This is a genomic window from Paenibacillus sp. S28 (assembly GCF_016624415.1).
GTDB classification, from domain to species: domain Bacteria; phylum Bacillota; class Bacilli; order Paenibacillales; family Paenibacillaceae; genus Paenibacillus_AQ; species Paenibacillus_AQ favisporus.
The window spans coordinates 772312-790738 of record NZ_JACVTM010000002.1; the positions used below are offsets into that span (position 1 = coordinate 772312).

The 18427-nt window shown below is 54.1% G+C and carries 16 protein-coding genes; all 16 read left to right on the plus strand.

The window, feature by feature from the left end; translation table 11 throughout:
• Positions 1-15 precede the first annotated feature (15 nt).
• The 16 genes from IAE55_RS08070 (at position 16) to IAE55_RS08145 (ending at position 18427) form a co-directional block, all read left to right on the plus strand.
• A complete protein-coding gene (locus IAE55_RS08070) occupies positions 16-1089 on the plus strand; it encodes a BtaManbiosPhlase (protein WP_145158644.1) in 1074 nt (357 codons plus the stop codon).
• Positions 1090-1195: 106 nt separating this feature from the next.
• Positions 1196-3790 (plus strand): beta-mannosidase, encoded by a 2595-nt coding sequence (locus IAE55_RS08075; protein WP_200631607.1) that lies wholly within the window; start codon positions 1196-1198, stop codon positions 3788-3790.
• Between the two features lie 18 nt (positions 3791-3808).
• Positions 3809-4816 (plus strand): zinc-dependent alcohol dehydrogenase family protein, encoded by a 1008-nt coding sequence (locus tag IAE55_RS08080; RefSeq protein WP_200631608.1) that lies wholly within the window; start codon positions 3809-3811, stop codon positions 4814-4816.
• Positions 4817-5051: 235 nt separating this feature from the next.
• Positions 5052-5906 carry a hypothetical protein gene (locus IAE55_RS08085; RefSeq protein ID WP_089547964.1) on the plus strand — a complete coding sequence of 285 codons (855 nt, stop codon included), beginning with the start codon at positions 5052-5054 and terminating at the stop codon, positions 5904-5906.
• A complete protein-coding gene (locus IAE55_RS08090; protein ID WP_163876363.1) occupies positions 5860-6018 on the plus strand; it encodes a hypothetical protein in 159 nt (52 codons plus the stop codon). Before IAE55_RS08085 ends, IAE55_RS08090 begins: the two co-directional genes overlap by 47 nt.
• 252 nt (positions 6019-6270) lie before the next feature.
• Positions 6271-7041, plus strand: a complete 771-nt coding sequence (locus IAE55_RS08095; protein WP_200631609.1) for a DeoR/GlpR family DNA-binding transcription regulator — start codon at positions 6271-6273, stop codon at positions 7039-7041.
• A 144-nt stretch (positions 7042-7185) separates the two neighbouring features.
• Entirely contained in the window at positions 7186-7992 is an 807-nt protein-coding gene (locus IAE55_RS08100; protein ID WP_200631613.1) for an HAD-IIA family hydrolase, read from the plus strand.
• Positions 7989-9158, plus strand: a complete 1170-nt coding sequence (locus tag IAE55_RS08105; protein ID WP_200631614.1) for a sn-glycerol-1-phosphate dehydrogenase — start codon at positions 7989-7991, stop codon at positions 9156-9158. Before IAE55_RS08100 ends, IAE55_RS08105 begins: the two co-directional genes overlap by 4 nt.
• Before the next feature lie 769 nt (positions 9159-9927).
• The gene (gene murQ, locus IAE55_RS08110) at positions 9928-10842 is read left to right on the plus strand and encodes an N-acetylmuramic acid 6-phosphate etherase (protein ID WP_105442182.1); all 915 of its coding nucleotides are present in this window, start codon (positions 9928-9930) and stop codon (positions 10840-10842) included.
• A 34-nt stretch (positions 10843-10876) separates the two neighbouring features.
• Entirely contained in the window at positions 10877-12298 is a 1422-nt protein-coding gene (locus IAE55_RS08115) for an ABC transporter substrate-binding protein (protein WP_105442183.1), read from the plus strand.
• Positions 12299-12388: 90 nt separating this feature from the next.
• Positions 12389-13291, plus strand: a complete 903-nt coding sequence (locus IAE55_RS08120; RefSeq protein ID WP_076171075.1) for a carbohydrate ABC transporter permease — start codon at positions 12389-12391, stop codon at positions 13289-13291.
• A gap of 132 nt (positions 13292-13423) precedes the next feature.
• Positions 13424-14284: a carbohydrate ABC transporter permease gene (locus tag IAE55_RS08125; protein ID WP_076171078.1), complete on the plus strand. Its 861-nt coding sequence runs from the start codon at positions 13424-13426 to the stop codon at positions 14282-14284.
• A 1-nt stretch (position 14285) separates the two neighbouring features.
• Entirely contained in the window at positions 14286-15488 is a 1203-nt protein-coding gene (locus tag IAE55_RS08130; protein ID WP_200631615.1) for an anhydro-N-acetylmuramic acid kinase, read from the plus strand.
• Positions 15489-15509: 21 nt separating this feature from the next.
• Positions 15510-16478 carry a GNAT family N-acetyltransferase gene (locus IAE55_RS08135; protein ID WP_200631617.1) on the plus strand — a complete coding sequence of 323 codons (969 nt, stop codon included), beginning with the start codon at positions 15510-15512 and terminating at the stop codon, positions 16476-16478.
• Between the two features lie 4 nt (positions 16479-16482).
• Entirely contained in the window at positions 16483-17187 is a 705-nt protein-coding gene (locus tag IAE55_RS08140; protein WP_089547956.1) for a PIG-L deacetylase family protein, read from the plus strand.
• A 100-nt stretch (positions 17188-17287) separates the two neighbouring features.
• Positions 17288-18427, plus strand: a complete 1140-nt coding sequence (locus IAE55_RS08145; RefSeq protein WP_200631618.1) for an exo-beta-N-acetylmuramidase NamZ family protein — start codon at positions 17288-17290, stop codon at positions 18425-18427.

Here is an 18427-nt window from a genome sequence, read left to right on the forward strand (position 1 = left end):
AGGAGCTTGATCCGAATGAACATTTATCGATATCCTGAAAATCCTTTAATCACCCCTGCCGACGTCAAGCCTCACCGCGAGGGCTTTGAGGTGATCGGTGCATTTAATGCCGGCATCGCCGAGTATCAAGGGGAAACGCTGATGCTGCTGCGTGTGGCGGAGCGTCCGGTCAGCGGCGATCCGAACGTCGTTATCGCCCCTGTATTCAATGCAAAGCGTGGTGATCTTGAACTGATTCCTTTCCGCAAAGACGATGACCGGTACGATTTTTCCGACCCGCGGGTGATCCGCAATAAATCCAAAAACGGCACGTTTGAGTATTTGACGTCCCTTTCTTATATCCGAATCGCCCGCAGCAAGGACGGCCATCACTTCACGGTGGACGATCAGCCGTTCATTTATCCGTCCAACGAACAGGAAGCGTTCGGCATCGAGGATCCACGGGTCACGCAGATCGGCGATACTTACTATATTTATTTTTCCGTCGTGTCTCCCGTAGGGATCGGAGAATCGCTCGTGTCGACCACCGACTTTGTGACGACCCGGCATCACGGCATGATCTTTGGTCCGGACAATAAGGACGTGCTCATTTTCCCGGAAAAGATCAACGGCAAATACTACGCTCTCCATCGTCCGACGATGAAAAGCATCGGAAATCCGGAAATTTGGATCGCGGAATCCGACAATCTGCTCTATTGGGGCAATCATAAGCATCTGCTCGGCCTCCGGGACGGGATGTGGGACAGCGGCCGGATCGGAGGCGGCGCCGTGCCGTTCAAGACCGACAAAGGCTGGCTTGAGCTGTATCACGGAGCGACATCGGATCACCGCTACTGCATGGGTGCTGTGCTTCTCGATCTGGACGATCCGACGCGGGTGATCGCCCGTTCCGGGAAGCCGGTGATGGAGCCTGAGGCGGAATATGAAAAGCAGGGCTTTTTTGGAGACGTGGTGTTTTCCTGCGGCGCCGTCATTGACGGTGACACGGTGAAAATGTTCTATGGTGTTGCAGATACCTCCATGGCCTGTGCGGAGCTCAGCGTGAAGGAAATATTGGACAGCCTCGAATACCTCGAAGCCAAAGTTTAGGATCGGGACACGGAACGCCAAAACAAATCATTGTTTTGGCGTTCTATTACATCAGGCCCGGACGAGCCGGTTCGGCTTGCAGCAAGGGCGAAGTGAGGGGAACAGCATGATCATCAAAGACCATTGGAAGCTGCGGGATTTCAGGGAAGGGGAGGCGAAGGATCTTGAAGTGGCCTCGCCGCTGTATGACGATTACTTTTGGATGTCGGCGGAAGTGCCGGGCGACGTCCATACGACGCTGATGCGCCACGGGCTGATCGACGATCCATTCTATGGGCACAACGACCAGAAGTGCCGGTGGGTGGAGGAGCGGATCTGGTGGTACCGGACCGTTTTTACACTGGACAAGGCACCGCGGCCGGACGACAAAATGCTGCTGGTGTTCGAAGGGCTGGACACCTTTGCGACCGTATATTTGAACGGTGCGGAGCTTGGTTCGACGGACAACATGTTTATCAGCCATACGTTCGAAGTCAGCCGCGAGCTGAAGCCGGGCAAAAATGTCATCGCCGTCAAATTTGACCCGGTCCATGCGAAAGTGGGCGGTAAGGCCGTCTCCACGTTCTGGTCCGGTTTTAGCAAGGAACGGGTCTGGACCCGTAAAAACCAAAGCCATTTCGGCTGGGATTGGGGGCCACCGCTCCTGTGCGCGGGAATCTGGAAGGAAGTCCGGCTCGAGAAATACAATGCTGTCAGAATAGAGTATGTCTATGCTCGGACGGCGGAGGTTGGCGAGATGGAGGCGCTGGTCGATATTTCGGTGGAATTGACTTCATGGGACCGCCGGAAAACATACAGTGTTCTTGTTCAGCTGCTCGACGGGGAGAGCGGGGAGGTGGCGGCTGCAGAAACGTTGGAGATAAGCGGAACCGCCGGCAGCGGGCTGTCCGGATTGGCCGGCGGCATGAGCCTTGCGGGCGGAACGAAACTTCGCGTATCGAAGCCCAAGCTGTGGTGGACCCATGATCTCGGCACGCCCCATTTATATGAGCTGCGGATTTCGGTGCACGCGGACGGGATCACCATGGACAAGCGCAGCCAGAAGCTGGGGATTCGCACGCTGGAGCTGAAGCAGCGGGATGCCGATGGAAAACCTGCCTTTACTTTTATGCTGAACGGCACTCGTGTATTTGCCAAGGGTGCTAACTGGATCCCGATCGACAGTTTTATCGGCGCGGTGCCGGATGTCCGTTATTCCCGCCTGATTGACATGGCGAAGGCAGCGAACATGAATATGCTCCGGGTCTGGGGAGGGGGCATTTACGAGCGGGATATTTTCTATGATGAGTGTGACCGCCTGGGAATTTTGGTATGGCAGGACTTTATGTTTGCCTGTGCCCTGTATCCCGACTATAACCGCAATTTTATGGATAACGTCGCGGAAGAAGTGCAGCAGGTCGTCAAGCGGCTGCGCAGCCGGACATGCCTGGCCCTGTGGTGCGGCAATAACGAAAATGACTGGCTGTATGAGGCGCTGCATGTGAGCGGAGACATCCCGCATCCTTTTTACGGTGAGAAAATCAATCATGAACTGATGCCTGCGCTTCTGGAGCAGCTGGATCCTTCCCGGACATTCTGGCCGAGCTCTCCTTACGGAGGGAACGACCATAATTCCCGTGAGGAAGGGGACACGCATAACTGGCAGGTCTGGCACGGCAACATCGAGCCGAGGGTATTCGGCGAGCCCCAGCTTCAGGACTACAGCGTGGATGGGTTGTCGTTCAAGAAATTCAAGGAGGACCGTACGAAGTTCGCCAGCGAGTTCGGCATGCATGCTTCCGCCAATTTGTACACGCTGAAGCGGAACGTGCCGCAGACGGAGCTGATGCTTGGCAGTGCGGAAATGATGAACCGCAACAAGGATATCAATCATCTCAAGGGCGTTATGCTGATGGAGGGATACACCGGGATTCCGGGCAACTTGGAGGAATACATCGATTTTTCCATGTTGACGCAGGCCGAAGGCCTCAAATACGGCATTGAGCATTACCGAAGAAACAAGCCTGAGACGAGCGGGGCGTTGTTCTGGCAGTTCAACGACTGCTGGCCCGGCACCAGCTGGTCCGTCATCGACTATTACGGTCTACCGAAAGCGGCTTACCATTACGCCCGCAAGTTTTATCATCCGCTGCTGTTGACGGCAGAGTATACGCCCGGGGATGCGGAACTCGTGCTATGGGGCGTGAACGATACGCGGAAAACTGTTTCCAAGACGGCAGAGCTGGTTGTCTACGGCTTGGACGGCCGTCAGGTATATGCCCGGACGTTCGCTGCAGAGATTGAGGCATGCGGGAAACAGCGCATCGCAGTGGTGAAGCTGGACGACCTGCTTCAAGGTCTCGACGCCGCTGAAGCCGTCTGCGTTGTGCGCTGGATGGACGGCTGCGGGGAAGAGAACTTTTATTATTTTTGCGACCATAAAGATATGAACTTCCGGCCCGTTAACTTGAACGTTCAGGTCAACCCCGAGGAAGGGAGCGTAACGGTATCCTCCGACTATGCCGCCCGAATGGTAAGGCTTGAGATGGACGAAGCTTGGCTGGATTGGGAGGACAATTATTTCGACCTGCTTCCGGGACAGACGCGAGTGATCCATGTCGGACAGAAGGAAGGCAAGGAGATTCCGTGGAATACATTGAAGGTATCGGCATTAAACAGCTCGTCGGTCGCGATGAATGGACGACGGCCGGTTACGAAATGAGGAAGGGGAGAATTGGCGATGAGAGCGGCAGTGCTTGTGGACCAGGAAGTAATGGAGGTTAAGGAACAGAAGACCCCGGAGGCCGGTACAGGCGAGGTGCTGATTCGGGTGCACAGCTGCGGCATTTGCGGAACGGACCAGCACATTTACCATGGCCATCCGGGTTCGGCGGAAGTGCATCCGCCAATCGTACTCGGGCATGAGTTGTCCGGCGAGGTGGTGGCGGTCGGGCAGGGCGTAAGCAGTTTAAAGGAAGGGGACCGGGTTTCGGTTGATCCGAATATATACTGCGGAAGCTGCGAATACTGCCGCAGCGGCAGGCTTCACTTATGCGACCGGCTGCAGGCGGTTGGCGTAACGCGGGACGGCGGCATGGCTGAATTCTGCCTTGTTCCTGCGGAAAATTGTTACATGATCCCGGACGCGATAAGCTATGAAGAAGCGGCTCTGCTTGAACCGCTCGGCTGCGTGCTGCACGGGTTTCGCAAGCTCGATATCCGGCCGCAGCATCAGGTGCTGATCATCGGCGGCGGATTTATCGGACAAATCTTCCTGCAGCTCGTTCGCGAATGCGGCGTTTCGCGGATTACGGTCAGCGAACCGGCATCCTACAAGCATGAGACGCTGCGCGGCTTGGGGGCGGATGCGGTCGTATCGCCTCTCGATCCGGATACCGCGGACGTTCTGGCTTCCAGTGCCGATGTCGTAATCGAATGCGTCGGGCGGACGGATTCGGTACAGACGGCCGTTCGTGCCGCCCGCAAGGGAGGGCAGGTGCTGCTGTTTGGCGTGGCTGCTCCGGATGCGGAGGCCGCCATTCGTCCTTTCGACATTTTTTCGAAGGAGCTGCGGATCATGGGTTCGTTCATCAACCCGTTTACCCACACGGATGCGATCCAGCTGGTATCCCGCGGCAAGGTCCGGCTCGCGCCTCTCATCAGCCACCGCTTCACACTGGAGCAGCTGCCGGATGCGATGCGGAATTATCCTCAGCTGGGGGTCAGCAAGGGCATCGTTCAAATCTAAAAGGTGAAAGCAGGTAAGCCGGAATAGACACTGATAGAATCGGTGTCTATTTTTCCATTTTTGGGTAATCTATGATTGTTATCGCCCAAAATTGATTTATTGACTGAAAAAAGAAAGATTACCAGCTTTGACCAAGCATTTTTGGTCATTTTTTCACGAACTAACATAATTGACCGTCCGTTAATTTAACTATATACTTCTTATAATATAAAGATTAGCGAAGGAGGAAATCGGATTGGAAGACAGATCCATGACCGTAAAGATTGAGATAGATACGCTGGTAACGATGCTGAAAATGGCCTTCTCCTTTGAGAATTGGGATAACATGATTAAAATTTCTACCGAACTTTATGAGTCCGCTTACGAGATGTATGTCGAACAAAAGGAACGGAATCGCCGGCTTCAGGTTACGGAACGCCCGATCGTCTATTATTTCGGGTACAGCCATCTCATGAAGGGGCTTGCCTACCAAAAGAAGAAAATGTACCAAGAGGCTAAACAGTGCATAGCCAACTATGAAGATCTAAGCTACATGTCTGACGGATCTCCTGCCAACAATCAGGCTGTCGAAAACTTCCGTTTTTTCGCAAGAGCCAATATGTTTACGCTTAATATTCTTTCAGGGAATTTGGACTGCCTGGAGGATTATTCAGCGTTTATACAGGAAAATCCATCCGAAACTCTCCCTGGACTAATCACGATTTTAGAGGCAGCAAATATACATAACTATGACGTCGATCATATCCTTGATATTCTTGTCGTCGAAGATTCGCAGCTCATTCCGATTGACCAAAATCCCGTAGATCTCTCCTATTATATTTCTTTTTTGTATTTGCTGGCGGTTTATAGATTTAAAAAAGAAAATCACGCAGAAGCGCTCGATAGGACTTTACAAGCTTTGACATTATCTGATAAACTTGAAGATGACAAAATTTTCAAAAAATGCGTCGCCTTATTCGAATCTTTCAGATCTCATGCTTCACAGTCTCAACTAGAATCGTACTCGTCTATCCAAAAAAACATTCTCAAAGGAGCGATTGAAGATGAAGAAGGTATTGTTTTCGACGGTAGTAGCATTAGGACTATTTAGTGTTAGTCTGCTGACGGCATCCGCCTTTACGACGCTGAACCACGGTGCCAACTATGATACGGCCAACCACGGAGCCAACTATTCGATCCAGAACCACGGTGCAAACTATTAATCGGTTTTGCTAGCTGAGGTTAAGATACTTTATAGACGATTTAGAAGAACAGCCCGACAGTTTGTTGGGCTGTTTTTTTGTTTCCATTATGCCTGTTTGTGTCGAATGTGGCCTCCGAGCTGTTGAACCATGGAGGGGCATCGAATGCAGACAGCAGACGGCCTGATGGTTTTATGCTTCTGTTTGAATTGACGTTTGTTGTTATATCTTGTCATTTGTATTTATAATGAAGAAAAACGGTTGGAGGTTACTATGTTTGCAACCCAGCGAAGAGAAAAAATACTGGAGGCGCTTCAGCGCGACAAGCAAATTGTGGTGAAGCAGCTGGCTCGCGAGCTGCAGGTGTCTGAGGGGACGCTGCGGACGGATTTGCGGATGCTGGAAGAAGAGGGCGTCCTGGAGCGTACCCACGGCGGAGCGGTTCCGGCGAGGACCAAACCGGTGCCGGCCGAACCCCGGTATCCGAGCCGCAGCGAGTTGAACTACGAGGAGAAGCGGGCGATCGGAACAAGGGCTGCCGAACTCGTAACCCGGGGCCAATGCATTATACTGGATGCCAGCTCCAGCGTGCTGGAGCTGGCGAAGGCGCTGGTGGAGCATGATTATCTCACCGTCGTGACGAATGGACTGGAGGCTGCCACCATCCTGAACCAGAATCCGCGCATCAACGTCATTTTGATCGGCGGGATTCTCCGCTCCGGCTCCAAAACGATCGAGGGGGTTCTGGGAAAAAGCATTTTGGAAGGGATTCATTCCGACCTGTTCTTTACTTCTGCGGAGGGGCTGAGCATCAGGGAGGGCATGACCGATTTCAGCCTGTACGAGGCGGAGCTGAAGAAGCTGATGATTGCGAGCTCGAGCAAAACGGTTGCGCTGGTGGACCACACCAAGCTGGGCCGGCGGTCGATCGCTACATCCGCCAAAATGGAGGACATCGACGTGCTCATCACCGATGAAGGGGCAGACCCGGAGTTTCTGCGTCAGCTGGGTACGACGGAGGTGCTGATCGCTCCTTATTTATAATACGGCGGTCCGCGATCGTGTCTGACTGAATTTAAATCGTCATATATTGCCATTTAAAAACGTTCACAAAAGCAAACAATCGTTGACAAACGCAGACAATCACAGGGAGAATGAACATATAAGAACACGGCGGGAGGATCTAAAATGAGTTTGGAGACGGTGGACGGTTTTATTATCGATTTGGACGGGACGGTATACCGGGGGGCGCAAGCTATTCCGGGGGCCAAGGAGAGCATTGCGCTGCTCTTATCGCAGGGCAAACGGATGGTTTTCCTCAGCAACCGGGGGAACATTTCACGGGCGATGTGCCATCAGAAGCTGCTTTCCATGGGTATCGATGTGCCTGCGGAAGAGATTCTGCTTACTTCCACGGTAACAGCCCGGTACCTTCAGCAGCACCACTCTGGAAGCCAGGCGTGGGTGCTGGGGCCGGACGGACTGCGGGATGAACTGGTACTGGCCGGCATCGGGCTGGCTGAGAGACCCGAGAATGCCGACTGGCTCGTCATCACGCTGCACGAGGAACTGACTTATGCGGAGCTGAATCAGGCGTTCCGGGCCGTGCGGAACGGTGCCCGCATCATCGCGACCAATGACGATAAATCGTTCCCAGGGGATGACGGGGAGTGCATCGACGTCGGCGGCATGATCGCCGCCATCGTCGCCACGGCGGGCCAAGAGGTCGAAGTGGTCATCGGCAAGCCGTCGGCATTGATGGCCGAAGCGGCTTTACAGGTGCTCGGACTGCCTCCGCAGCAGTGCTTGGTGATCGGGGACAGCCTGGGCTCGGACATCCAGCTCGGCCGCCGGGCAGGCATCCGCACCGCGCTGGTGCTGAGCGGATCGGCAACAAGGCGGGATGCGGAGACGGCCGCAGAAGGCCCGGACATGGTCTGGGAGTCGCTGGCCGAGCTTCAGCTTCTCTTGAAGGGAAAGGAAGGAATCAAATGACGGATTGGTTGAAGGATATCAGGGAAGCGGCGGGACGTATGGATGACGCGGATGAGCGACTCGCCGACATTTGCCCGGTCGTGCTGGAAAGCGGTGCGATCCGGAAGGCGGGCGCATTTTTAAAAGACCAGGATTACCGCCGCGTAATCGTCACGGCTGACAAGAATACCTTTGCAGCCGCCGGCGAACAGCTGATGGAATCCGTTACGGAAGCAGGGGTTGACGCAAGCGTTACGTTCATTTCCTCTGATGAGCAGGGCGATGTCATCGCCGACGAGCGGTCAATTGTGCAGCTGCTGCTTGACGTGAAATCCACTAAGGCAGATGCGGTGGTTGCGCTCGGATCAGGAACGCTGCACGACGTATCCAGATTTGCCGCATACTCGGCAGGTATCCCGTTTGTATCCGTGCCGACCGCCCCATCGGTGGACGGATTTAATTCCAAGGGAGCGCCGCTCATTATCCGCGGCGAGAAAATCACGATTCAATCGATCGGTCCGGCGGCGATTTTCGCAGACCTGGATATATTGACGGCTGCGTCGCGGACGATGGTCGCCGCCGGCTTCGGGGACATGCTGGGCAAATGCACGTCGCTGTTTGATTGGAAATTCGGGAGTCTGACGGCGGATGAGCCTTATTCCGAAATTGTGGCGGAGATGACAACCAAAGCGCTGCAGCAGTGTGTGGATCACATCGACGCGATCGCGGACCGCACGCCGGAAGGAATCCGGGTGCTGACGCAAGCTTTGATCGAGTCTGGTTTTGCCATGCTGCTGTTCGGCCAGTCGCACCCGGCTTCCGGAGCGGAGCACCATTTATCCCATTATTGGGAAATGGCGTTTTTGCGTGAAGGCAGAAGGGCGGTACTGCATGGGGCCAAGGTCGGCGTCGCCTGTGCGGAAATTTCGCAGCTGTACCACCGGCTGGACGCGGAAAATTCCCTGCCGGTTGCTGAGGAGCAGTTGGAGCGCGTCCGCGCGGAGCTGGCCAAGGTGCCGTCACCTGATACGCTGCGGGCCTGGCTGCGCAAGGTCGGCGGCCCCGCTTCCATTCAGGAGCTGGACATCGATTCGGAGCTGCTGAAGCGAAGCCTCGCGGAGGCCGACCAGATCCGTCCGAACCGCCATACCCTGCTACGGGCGGTGAACGATCAGCGGCGAAAGTGATTTCGATTGGCAAACGTTGCAGCGATTACGCTCTGGTGAAAAAATCGGGCGATCATGACTATACTTAAATAAAGGCCGCCGGTATGGCGGCTTTTTTGCGTTTTCATGGTTTGGGACAATTTGTTGTTTTGTTGTTAGCTCCTCGCCAGGGAGTTACAGCCTGAGCGAGAGATGTTGTTTAGTTGTTTAAATGAAGGAAGCCGAGAAGGGCGTACCCAATCTTTATATCGAAAAGTATCCGCTAGGCGTGTAATCTTCCCTTAATCTAAGATGGAAAAGGCTCCTTTCTCATTAGAGAAAGGGCCTATTTTGCGGTGAAATAATATTTCACGGACCTAGGAGCGTATGTGTTGTATTCACTCGGTATGAGGAAAGGACGAGTTAGTATTTAGCCGCTGAACCTAAGGCAGTGTAGTGTTGCCAGGCAGTGAGTAGGCAGTGAGTTAATACTCACTGCCTTATGTTTTTTCATTACAGAGCAAAGCGATTGTACAGCAACATTGCCCACCCCTACAGCAGCGAATGTTTGGACGGGCGAACGTCTTTGGCTTTGTGCGAAGCACAAAACAAGATAGAGAGTCCGGCCAAACAGAGCAGCCCCAAACAGGAGCAGCCCCAAACAGGAGCAGCCTGCACTTTTTTACAATTACCATAAAAGAATATTATTACTTCCGAAATAAAATATTATTTCAAAAACCGTTGACCGGAATGAAATTTATCGTTATTATGAAATCAAGAAATAGAAGTCAACACGGATAGGGGGATGGCTATGGATGAGTATCTGGCGGGGTTAACGACAGAAGGGATCAACGATAAAACATTGAGTATAGATGAATGTTCAACCGAAGAGATGGTTCGCCTGATGAATGAACAGGATTCCAAGGTTCCGGCTGCAGTCGCTGCAGAGATACCGCAAATTGTAAGGGCGGTGGACACACTCCATCATGTGCTGAAGAATGGTGGAAGAATGTTTTACGTTGGGGCTGGATCTTCCGGCAGGCTCGGTGTGCTGGACGCTTCTGAATGTCCTCCCACGTTCGGCGTGGATCCCTTGCTGGTACAAGGACATATTGCCGGAGGAGACGGAGCACTGAGAACTGCTGTTGAGGGTTATGAAGACAATGCTGAGGAGGGGGTCGCTTTAATTGAAAGGTGCGGCGTGACAGACAAGGATGCGGTTATCGGCATCAGCGCCAGCGGAAGCGCGACATTCGTCATCGCTGCCTTGAAGAAGGCAGGGGAAATCGGAGCCGCTACGATCGGCGTCGTCAATAACAAAAATTCCAAAGTGGAGCACGTCTGCGACGTATGCATAGCACCTGTCGTAGGGCCGGAAGTGATCATGGGATCAACCAGATTAAAAGCGGGGACTGCACAGAAAATGGTCCTGAACATGCTGACCACCTGTACGATGGTGAAGCTGGGCAAGACCTACAACAATCTCATGGTGGACTTGAAAGCAAGCAATATCAAGCTGCGGGACCGATCGGTGCGTATCATAAAGACAGCAACCGGGGTCGATGACAAGACGGCACTTTCCTATTTGGAAAGCGCTTCCATGAATTGCAAGCTGGCTATTATGATGATCAAAACCGGCTTGGACGCCCAGGCGGCGGAACAAGCGCTGGATCAAGCCGAGGGGAGCCTGAAGAGGGCGATCCGCAATTTTTCGAAAGTGGTCTAATACCAAAGGATATCCTTGAGGAGGCATGTTGTTCATGAAGAAAAGAATGCGTGTATTAGCATCCGTATTTGCCGTAAGCATGGCACTGACCACACTGACGGCCTGCGGCGGCAAAGGCGATTCCAAATCGGCCGAAGCGTCCGATCCGAACGCGAAAGATACCATTACGGCGCTGCTGCCGCCGGTATCGGGCAATTTCCAGGACACCTTCGCGGACATTCAAAAGGAATTTACGGAGAAATATCCGAACCTGACGCTGAAAATTGAACCGGCCAGCTGGGAGGACATGACACAGAAGCTTGATACCCAGGTGAACGCCGGCAGCCCTCCGGACATTGCGTTTATTGGTTCCGACGGCATCTCCAAATACGTTGACCAAGGCATGGCGCTTGACATCAAGGACATCGCCACACCGGAAATGATCAACGATTACGACAAAGGACCGCTGGAATACATGAAGAAGGGCGACGGCCTGTACGGCTTCCCGGCTTATATGGAAGTCCACGCGCTGGGCGGTAACCGCGAGTTCCTCGAGAAGGCGGGCATCGATTGGAAAAAGGTACAGCAGCAAGGATGGACCTTCGATGAGTTCCGCGAAGCGATCAAGAAAGGCGTCGTTTCCGAAGGCGGCAAAACGTCCCGTTACGGCTTCGTATTTGCTACCGCCGGCGTTACTTCGAAAGACTATTTGGGCATTCTGATCAAAAATGCAGGTATGCCTTCCGCATTTACGCAAGATTTGAAATACGCGTACACCAGCAAAAACTATCTTGAAGTACTTAAGGATATCCGCGCATTGATCGACGACGGCTCCATGCCGAAGGAATTGAGCTCCATCGACGCGGGTAAACGTTGGAACATGTTCCTGACCGGCCAAACGATGATCACCGGTAAAGGGATGGCGACCTTCGAAAAATCCGCAAACACGAACAATGAGAAAATCAAAGCCAACGACGGCAGTGCGGTCAAAGGCAGCATTCCTGTAACTTACACGGTTCTTCCGGTTCCGTCCTTCCTGGGCGAAAAAGCCGTTTCGAGCGTAGCCGTTGACGGTTACGTCGCATTCCGCGGCAAAAAGGAACCGAGCGAAGCCCATAAGCAAAACGTCGTGAAGGCGCTGTACTTCCTGGCCAGCGGCAAAGTGGCCGCAACCACGAACAACGACCTTTTCGTCGCACAAATTACGGAAAGCGGCAGAAAAGCGGCGGAAAGCATGACGGTTGAACGCGATGCGGACAACAAGGCAGCCGTTGAAACGATGCTGAAGAACGCGGCGCCGGCCCGTCCGGACATCCCGGCTGAACTGGAAGCCAAAGCCATCAAGCTGGAGGACGAAGTGATCGTTCCGAAGCTGCAGGCGCTCATTGCCGGCGAGATCAAGCCGGAAGAGATGTACGATGCTGTCAAGTCCGCCGCGGTTTCCGCGTTCGGTGAAGACGGAGTAGTGAAAGACTAATCCCTGAATCAAGCGGATAGCCGTGTGCGGGTCACGCGGCTATCCGGTATATATGCTGTGAGACGGGATAGGAAAGGAGTTTCGCAAAAGATGGCTCAACTAGCTAAACCGGCCAAAAGACGCAGAATTAGGGGAGACGGAGCTTGGGCGTATGCTTTTATCGCCGTTGCTTTGGTGGTCTTCGCCATGTTTACCGCTTATCCGGTCGTGAGCGCGTTTATTATCAGCTTCCAGAAATACAAGCCGATCGGCTCAGAGTATGTGGGGTTCGATAACTACATCGCCACATTCAAGGATTCCTTGTTTTGGAAATCGGTGGTCAACACGGTCGTGTACACGATTTTAACCGTCCCCGTATCGTTAATCATCTCCTTCGCCATTGCGATTCTGATCCTGCCGCTGAAGAAAAAGCTGCAGACGACGTTCAAGGCGGTCTATTACCTGCCTGCAGTCGCTTCGGGTGTTGCGCTGTCGGTGGTATGGCTGTGGATCTTCGATCCGATGCCGGAAGGCATTTTCAACAAGCTGATCAGCTTGTTCGGCATCAGCAACCAGAACTGGCTTGGCTCCAGCGCCACGTCGATGTTCTCGCTGGTCCTGATGGCCTGGCTGTCCAGCCACGGCACCAGCATTATCATTTATTTGGCGGCGCTGCTCGGCATCGATTCCAGCTATTATGAAGCCGCCGATTTGGATGGCGCCAACTTTTTTCAGAAGCTGTGGTACATCGTCATTCCGAGCCTGAAGCCGACGACGCTGTTCCTGCTGGTTACCGGGGTTATCGGTTCCTTCCAGGTGTTCCAGAATGCGTACCTTATGACAGGCGGTGGCCCGGACAACTCGACGACGATGGTAGGTCTCCTGATCTTTAACAACGCCTTCAAGTACTTCGAATTCGGCAAAGCGGCAGCCCAGTCCCTCGTGCTCGCGGCGATTATCGCGCTGATCTCGTTGGTGCAGTTCAAGTTTATGGGCAAAGACGTGGAATATTAAGAAATACGTCGCTAAGGCGTCATTTCACAGAAGACAGACCGCGCTTCGCGGAAGTTTTTCTTGCGAGATCAGGATGCTTAAGCGAAAGAAGTTATACTTTCTGATCTCTTAAGTAAGGAGGAAGATCCGAACATGGCACTTTACAGCGAACATACCGGAAAGCCGGCGGCAAAGCGCGCCAGAAACGGTGTGATCATTATCATTTTGATCCTATTTGCATTAGCAACGATTTTCCCCATTTATTTCATGATCATGTCGTCTTTTGGCGATCCGATCGAAGCGGGGGCGGCGAACTATTCCCTGTTTCCGACCAAATTCACGCTGGACTCCTATAAATTCTTTTTTGATTACAGCGAATATTCGTACCGCTGGCTGCTGAACTCGCTGATCGTGGCGACGACGGTTATGGTATCGAATGTGTTTTTCGCCAGCCTGGCGGGTTACGCGTTTTCCAAAATCAAGTTTAAGGGCAGAACGGTTCTGTTTACGATCCTGCTGATTGCCATGATGATCCCTTATCAGGTGACCCAGGTTCCGCTTTACATTTTGATCGTCAACATTTTCAATATTCAAAACACCTACAGCGCCTTGATTTTGCCGGGCCTCGTCACGGTCTACAACATTTTCTTGGCCAAACAGTTCATGGGTAGCATTCCTGGGGAAATCCTTGAATGTGCCAAAATCGAAGGCTGCAACCAGTTCCAGATTTATTTCCGGATCATTCTGCCACTGTCCAAAACGGTGCTGGCGGTCATGGCCATCCTGACCTTTATGGACAGCTGGAACACGTTCTTCTGGCCGTTCCTCGTGACAAACACGATGGATATGCAGACGATTCAGGTCGGTCTGAAAAACTTCCGGTTTGCGAATACGACCTATTTTGCGCCGATGATGGCGGGTGCCACCATTTCCGCGCTGCCGATGTTCATCCTCTTCTTCAGCCTGCAAAAGTACTTCCTGGAAGGAGTCACGGTGGGAGCCGTGAAGGGCTGATATGGGGACAACGGGAGAAAAAGCGGAGCTCCGTCGTCCCCGGTATGCCGTTGGTCTGATGTCCGGGACGTCGGTAGACGGCATCGATGCAGCAGTCGTGGAAATCAACGGCAATCAGGAGGAGCCTCCAGGCGTGCGTCTGGTCGCTTTTGAAAATTCGCCTTACCCGGCGGGTGTCAGGGAAGACATTTTTGCTTTATTCGATCCATGCAATGCAACCGTTGACCGAGTTGGAAAAATGAATGTGCTTTTGGGAGAACTGTACGCCGAGGCGGCTTTGTCCGTGATTGGAAAGGCGGGGCTGTCCGCCGAGGACGTTTCAGTGATCGGTTCACACGGTCAGACGATCTATCATGCTCCAAGCATGGAGCCGTACCATGGCCGTAACGTGCATTACACCGTGCAGATCGGAGAAGGTGCGGTCATCGCGGCAAGAACAGGGATTCCTTGCGTGTCGGACTTCCGGCCGGCGGACATGGCTGTCGGCGGTCAGGGAGCGCCGCTGGTTCCCTTTACCGAATATTTGCTGTACCGGGAGGAACACCGGACACTGCTGCTGCAGAACATCGGCGGCATCGGGAACATGACGGTGATTCCGGCCGGATGCAGCCCCGGTAAGGTATATGCTTTCGACACAGGCCCGGGAAACATGATCATTGACGGGGTCGTGGAGCGGTTATATCCGGGACAATTAACGATGGATATTGGAGGAGCGATCGCTCGGGCGGGCACCGCCGATCCGCGTCTGCTGGGCAGGCTGCAGCAGGAGGCTTACTATTCGCAGCCGCTGCCGAAATCGACAGGCCGCGAGCTGTTCGGTTCCTCTTATATAGATAAGCTTCTGCATGATGCTGAAGCACTCGGCATGCAGGCGGAGGACATTGTCGCAACGGTGACGATGCTGACCGCCTGGTCGATCGGCGACGCCTATCGCAGATATGTGATGGCAGGCCATCCCGCCGATGCGATGATCGTTGGCGGCGGAGGCAGCTACAATCCGGTGCTCATGGAATGGATCCGCAAGGAGATGGCGAAGGCAGGCGTTCAAGTGCTGACGCAGGAGGCCATCGGCCATAACAGCGATGCGAAGGAAGCCGTGGCGGTTGCCGTTCTGGCGGATTACGCGATCACCAACCGGCCGAATAACCTTCCGCATGTGACCGGCGCTTCCAGACCTGTCGTCATGGGTAAAATCAGCTTTTAAAGGGATGGAGGAACTCACCAGATGGTTGTAACCACTTGGAGTGACCAATACACTGGTGCTGTCATCGGTTTGTGGAACACGGTAGCTGTGCGGGACGGCTACAAGGAGATGACGGAGGCAAGCTTCAGCGGCATATTTACGGATAGTCGCTATTTCGATCCGGAGAACACGTTTGTTCTCGTGGAAGAAGGCGAAGTGAAGGGCTTTGCCTGCGGCTGCACCGGCGGCGATCTGCCGCTTGGAGATCATGCGGGGTACATCACCTGCATCGTACTTGCCGACGAAGTCCGCACGGATGACAACTACAAGATGATGCTGGAGCATCTGGAAGGGCGCTTTCAGTCGTTGGGCAAAAAACAGGCCGACGTACTGTTTTTCAATCCGATGATGCTGCCCTGGTACATACCGGAAACGCCGCGCCATGAGCATAACAATGCGCCCGGTGTGCCGACAGGCAGCAGGCTCCATTCGTTTTTGCTGGGCCAGGGATACGTGGAGAGGGCCCAGGAATGCGCGATGTACCTGAACCTGTCTTCGTTCTCGATCCCGCAAGAGATTCGCGGGAAAGAAGAGAAGGCCAATACCGAGGGATACACGGTAGAGCTGTTTGACCAAGGCAAGCATCACGGCGTTACGGACATGCTGCAGGGCTTTGATAATCCGCTGTGGCAGAAGGAAATCGCCCAATCGACCGAGGACGCGGTGCCTGTCGTCGTGGCGGCGCACCACGGTAAGGTGGTCGGCTTCGCCGGTCCGGTTATCCGCCAGGAGAGCGGGCGCGGCTATTTTGCCGGCATCGGCGTTCATCCCGAGCATGAGGGACACGGCCTCGGCAGCATCCTTTTTTTTAAGCTGTGCGAAGCATTTCAGCAAATCGGGACGGATTATATGTCCCTGTATACCGGCAGCACCAATCCGGCCATCCGGATTTACGAGAAGGCAGGGTTTAAGACGGTCCGGACATTTTCGATCTTGAGAAGGGAGTTTTAAAGCAATGAGCGAACAGAAATTAACGATAATGGCGATTGGCGGCCATGTTGGGGATGCGGAACTGACGGCGGGCGGCGTGCTTGCCAGCCATTCTCTGAAGGGCGACCGCATCGTCACGCTGGCACTGACGGCAGGGGAACGCGGCGTGCCCGCAGGTCAGGATATGGCGGAGTACCGCCAGCAAAAGGTGAACGAGGCCAAGGCGTTTGCCGACATGCTAGGGGGCGAGTCCATCGTGTTCGACATTCCCGACGGCGAGCTGAAGGATACCGAGGACATGCGTCTGAGAGTATGCGACGAAATCCGGCGCGTGAAGCCGAACATCATCATTACCCACTGGAAGAACAGCATGCACAAGGACCACGCGACGACGCATAACATCGTAAACGATGCGCGCTTTTTTGCCGGCCTGGCGTCCTTTGAGCGGGAACTGCCCGCGTTTTTCGCTTCCAAGCTCTACTATGCGGAAAACTGGGAGGATGCGGTGGATTACAAGCCGTACGTGTACGTGGACTTTTCACAGGAGGCATTTGACCTGTGGGTGAAAGCGGTATCGCAGCACTGGTTCGTCACGAACAGCAAGTCCTTCCCATATCTCGAGTACTATAAGCATCTGGCACGCGTGCGCGGAATCGAAGCGCGTAAGGAGTACGCGGAAACGTTTATGATTCCGGCGGAAACGATGCGCCTGCGCCAAAGCGAACTGTAAGCGGAGCCAGGCATTTCATGCGCGCTTGTGACTGTGACGATACCTCTGTTACAGTCATTTTTTTAGGGGCGTACACTAATTTCACTACCAGGAGGTCACAATGATCGCTAACGGAATTGACCGGATCGAAGATTATGCCCATCTGCTCCAAGGGAAGCGGCTCGGGCTGATTACGTCACCGACGGGCTTAAACCGTAAATTTGAATCCACCATTCAAATCCTGCATGAGCGGTTCCAGCTGACGGCGCTGTTTTCGCCGGAACACGGGGTTCGGGGGGATCAGGCAGCAGGGGCGCAGGTTGAAACCTACCGGGACCCGATTACCGGCGTGCCGGTGTATAGCTTGTACCGCAAGGACTCCAAGCGGCTGAGCGCGGAAATGCTGGACGAAGTGGACGCCGTCGTTTACGATATCCAGGATGTGGGTGTGCGCTACTATACGTTCATTTATACTATGCTGTACGCCCTGGAGGATTGCGCCAATGCGGGAAAAGAGTTCATCGTCCTCGACCGGATCAACCCGCTGGACGGGGTAACGGTGGAAGGCAACGTCCTGAAGCCCGGCTTTGAATCGTTCGTCGGCAATTACCCGCTCGCCGTCCGCTATGGCTTGACAGCCGGCGAGGTGGCGTCGATGGCGAACGAGCAAATGGGCTGGAACGCCAAACTGCATGTCGTTCCATGCGGCGGCTGGGACCGGAACATGCTGTTTCCCGAAACGGGAAACCTCTGGGTCATGCCGTCGCTCGGGCTGCCGCGCTTTGACAGCGCGCTCCTCTATCCGGGAACCTGTTTGTTCGAGGGCACGAACCTGTCCGAAGGACGGGGAACGACGGCACCTTTTGAAATCGTTGGCGCACCGTTTGTTGAGGCGGAGAAGCTGGCGGACGAGATGAACGGAATGAAGCTGCCCGGCGTCATTTTCCGGCCGGTTTATTTCAAGCCGACGTTCTCCAAGCATGAGGGCGAGCAGTGCGGCGGCGTGCAGCTGCATATTACCGACCAGCGGGCGCTGCAGCCGCTCGAGACGGGAATCCGGCTGATGTATACGCTGAAGCGGAACTATGAAGCATTCGAATTTTTGCCGCCGCACAAGGGCAACAAGCTGCCGTTCATTGATCTTCTGGGCGGGGATGATCTGTACCGGAGCGAGCCGCTGGATCTGCCGGCCTTGCTGGAACAGTTCCGTGAGGAAGCGCGCTCGTTTGCTGACATGAAGCAGCAGTATCATATCTATTAG

Bases quoted from the DNA above. Each gene is read 5' to 3' on its own strand.
- IAE55_RS08070 (WP_145158644.1), top strand. From the start codon at position 16: ATGAACATTTATCGATATCCTGAAAATCCTTTAATCACCCCTGCCGAC.
- IAE55_RS08075 (WP_200631607.1), top strand. From the start codon at position 1,196: ATGATCATCAAAGACCATTGGAAGCTGCGGGATTTCAGGGAAGGGGAG.
- IAE55_RS08080 (WP_200631608.1), top strand. From the start codon at position 3,809: ATGAGAGCGGCAGTGCTTGTGGACCAGGAAGTAATGGAGGTTAAGGAA.
- IAE55_RS08090 (WP_163876363.1), top strand. From the start codon at position 5,860: ATGAAGAAGGTATTGTTTTCGACGGTAGTAGCATTAGGACTATTTAGT.
- IAE55_RS08095 (WP_200631609.1), top strand. From the start codon at position 6,271: ATGTTTGCAACCCAGCGAAGAGAAAAAATACTGGAGGCGCTTCAGCGC.
- IAE55_RS08100 (WP_200631613.1), top strand. From the start codon at position 7,186: ATGAGTTTGGAGACGGTGGACGGTTTTATTATCGATTTGGACGGGACG.
- IAE55_RS08105 (WP_200631614.1), top strand. From the start codon at position 7,989: ATGACGGATTGGTTGAAGGATATCAGGGAAGCGGCGGGACGTATGGAT.
- murQ (WP_105442182.1), top strand. From the start codon at position 9,928: ATGGATGAGTATCTGGCGGGGTTAACGACAGAAGGGATCAACGATAAA.
- IAE55_RS08115 (WP_105442183.1), top strand. From the start codon at position 10,877: ATGAAGAAAAGAATGCGTGTATTAGCATCCGTATTTGCCGTAAGCATG.
- IAE55_RS08120 (WP_076171075.1), top strand. From the start codon at position 12,389: ATGGCTCAACTAGCTAAACCGGCCAAAAGACGCAGAATTAGGGGAGAC.
- IAE55_RS08125 (WP_076171078.1), top strand. From the start codon at position 13,424: ATGGCACTTTACAGCGAACATACCGGAAAGCCGGCGGCAAAGCGCGCC.
- IAE55_RS08130 (WP_200631615.1), top strand. From the start codon at position 14,286: ATGGGGACAACGGGAGAAAAAGCGGAGCTCCGTCGTCCCCGGTATGCC.
- IAE55_RS08135 (WP_200631617.1), top strand. From the start codon at position 15,510: ATGGTTGTAACCACTTGGAGTGACCAATACACTGGTGCTGTCATCGGT.
- IAE55_RS08140 (WP_089547956.1), top strand. From the start codon at position 16,483: ATGAGCGAACAGAAATTAACGATAATGGCGATTGGCGGCCATGTTGGG.
- IAE55_RS08145 (WP_200631618.1), top strand. From the start codon at position 17,288: ATGATCGCTAACGGAATTGACCGGATCGAAGATTATGCCCATCTGCTC.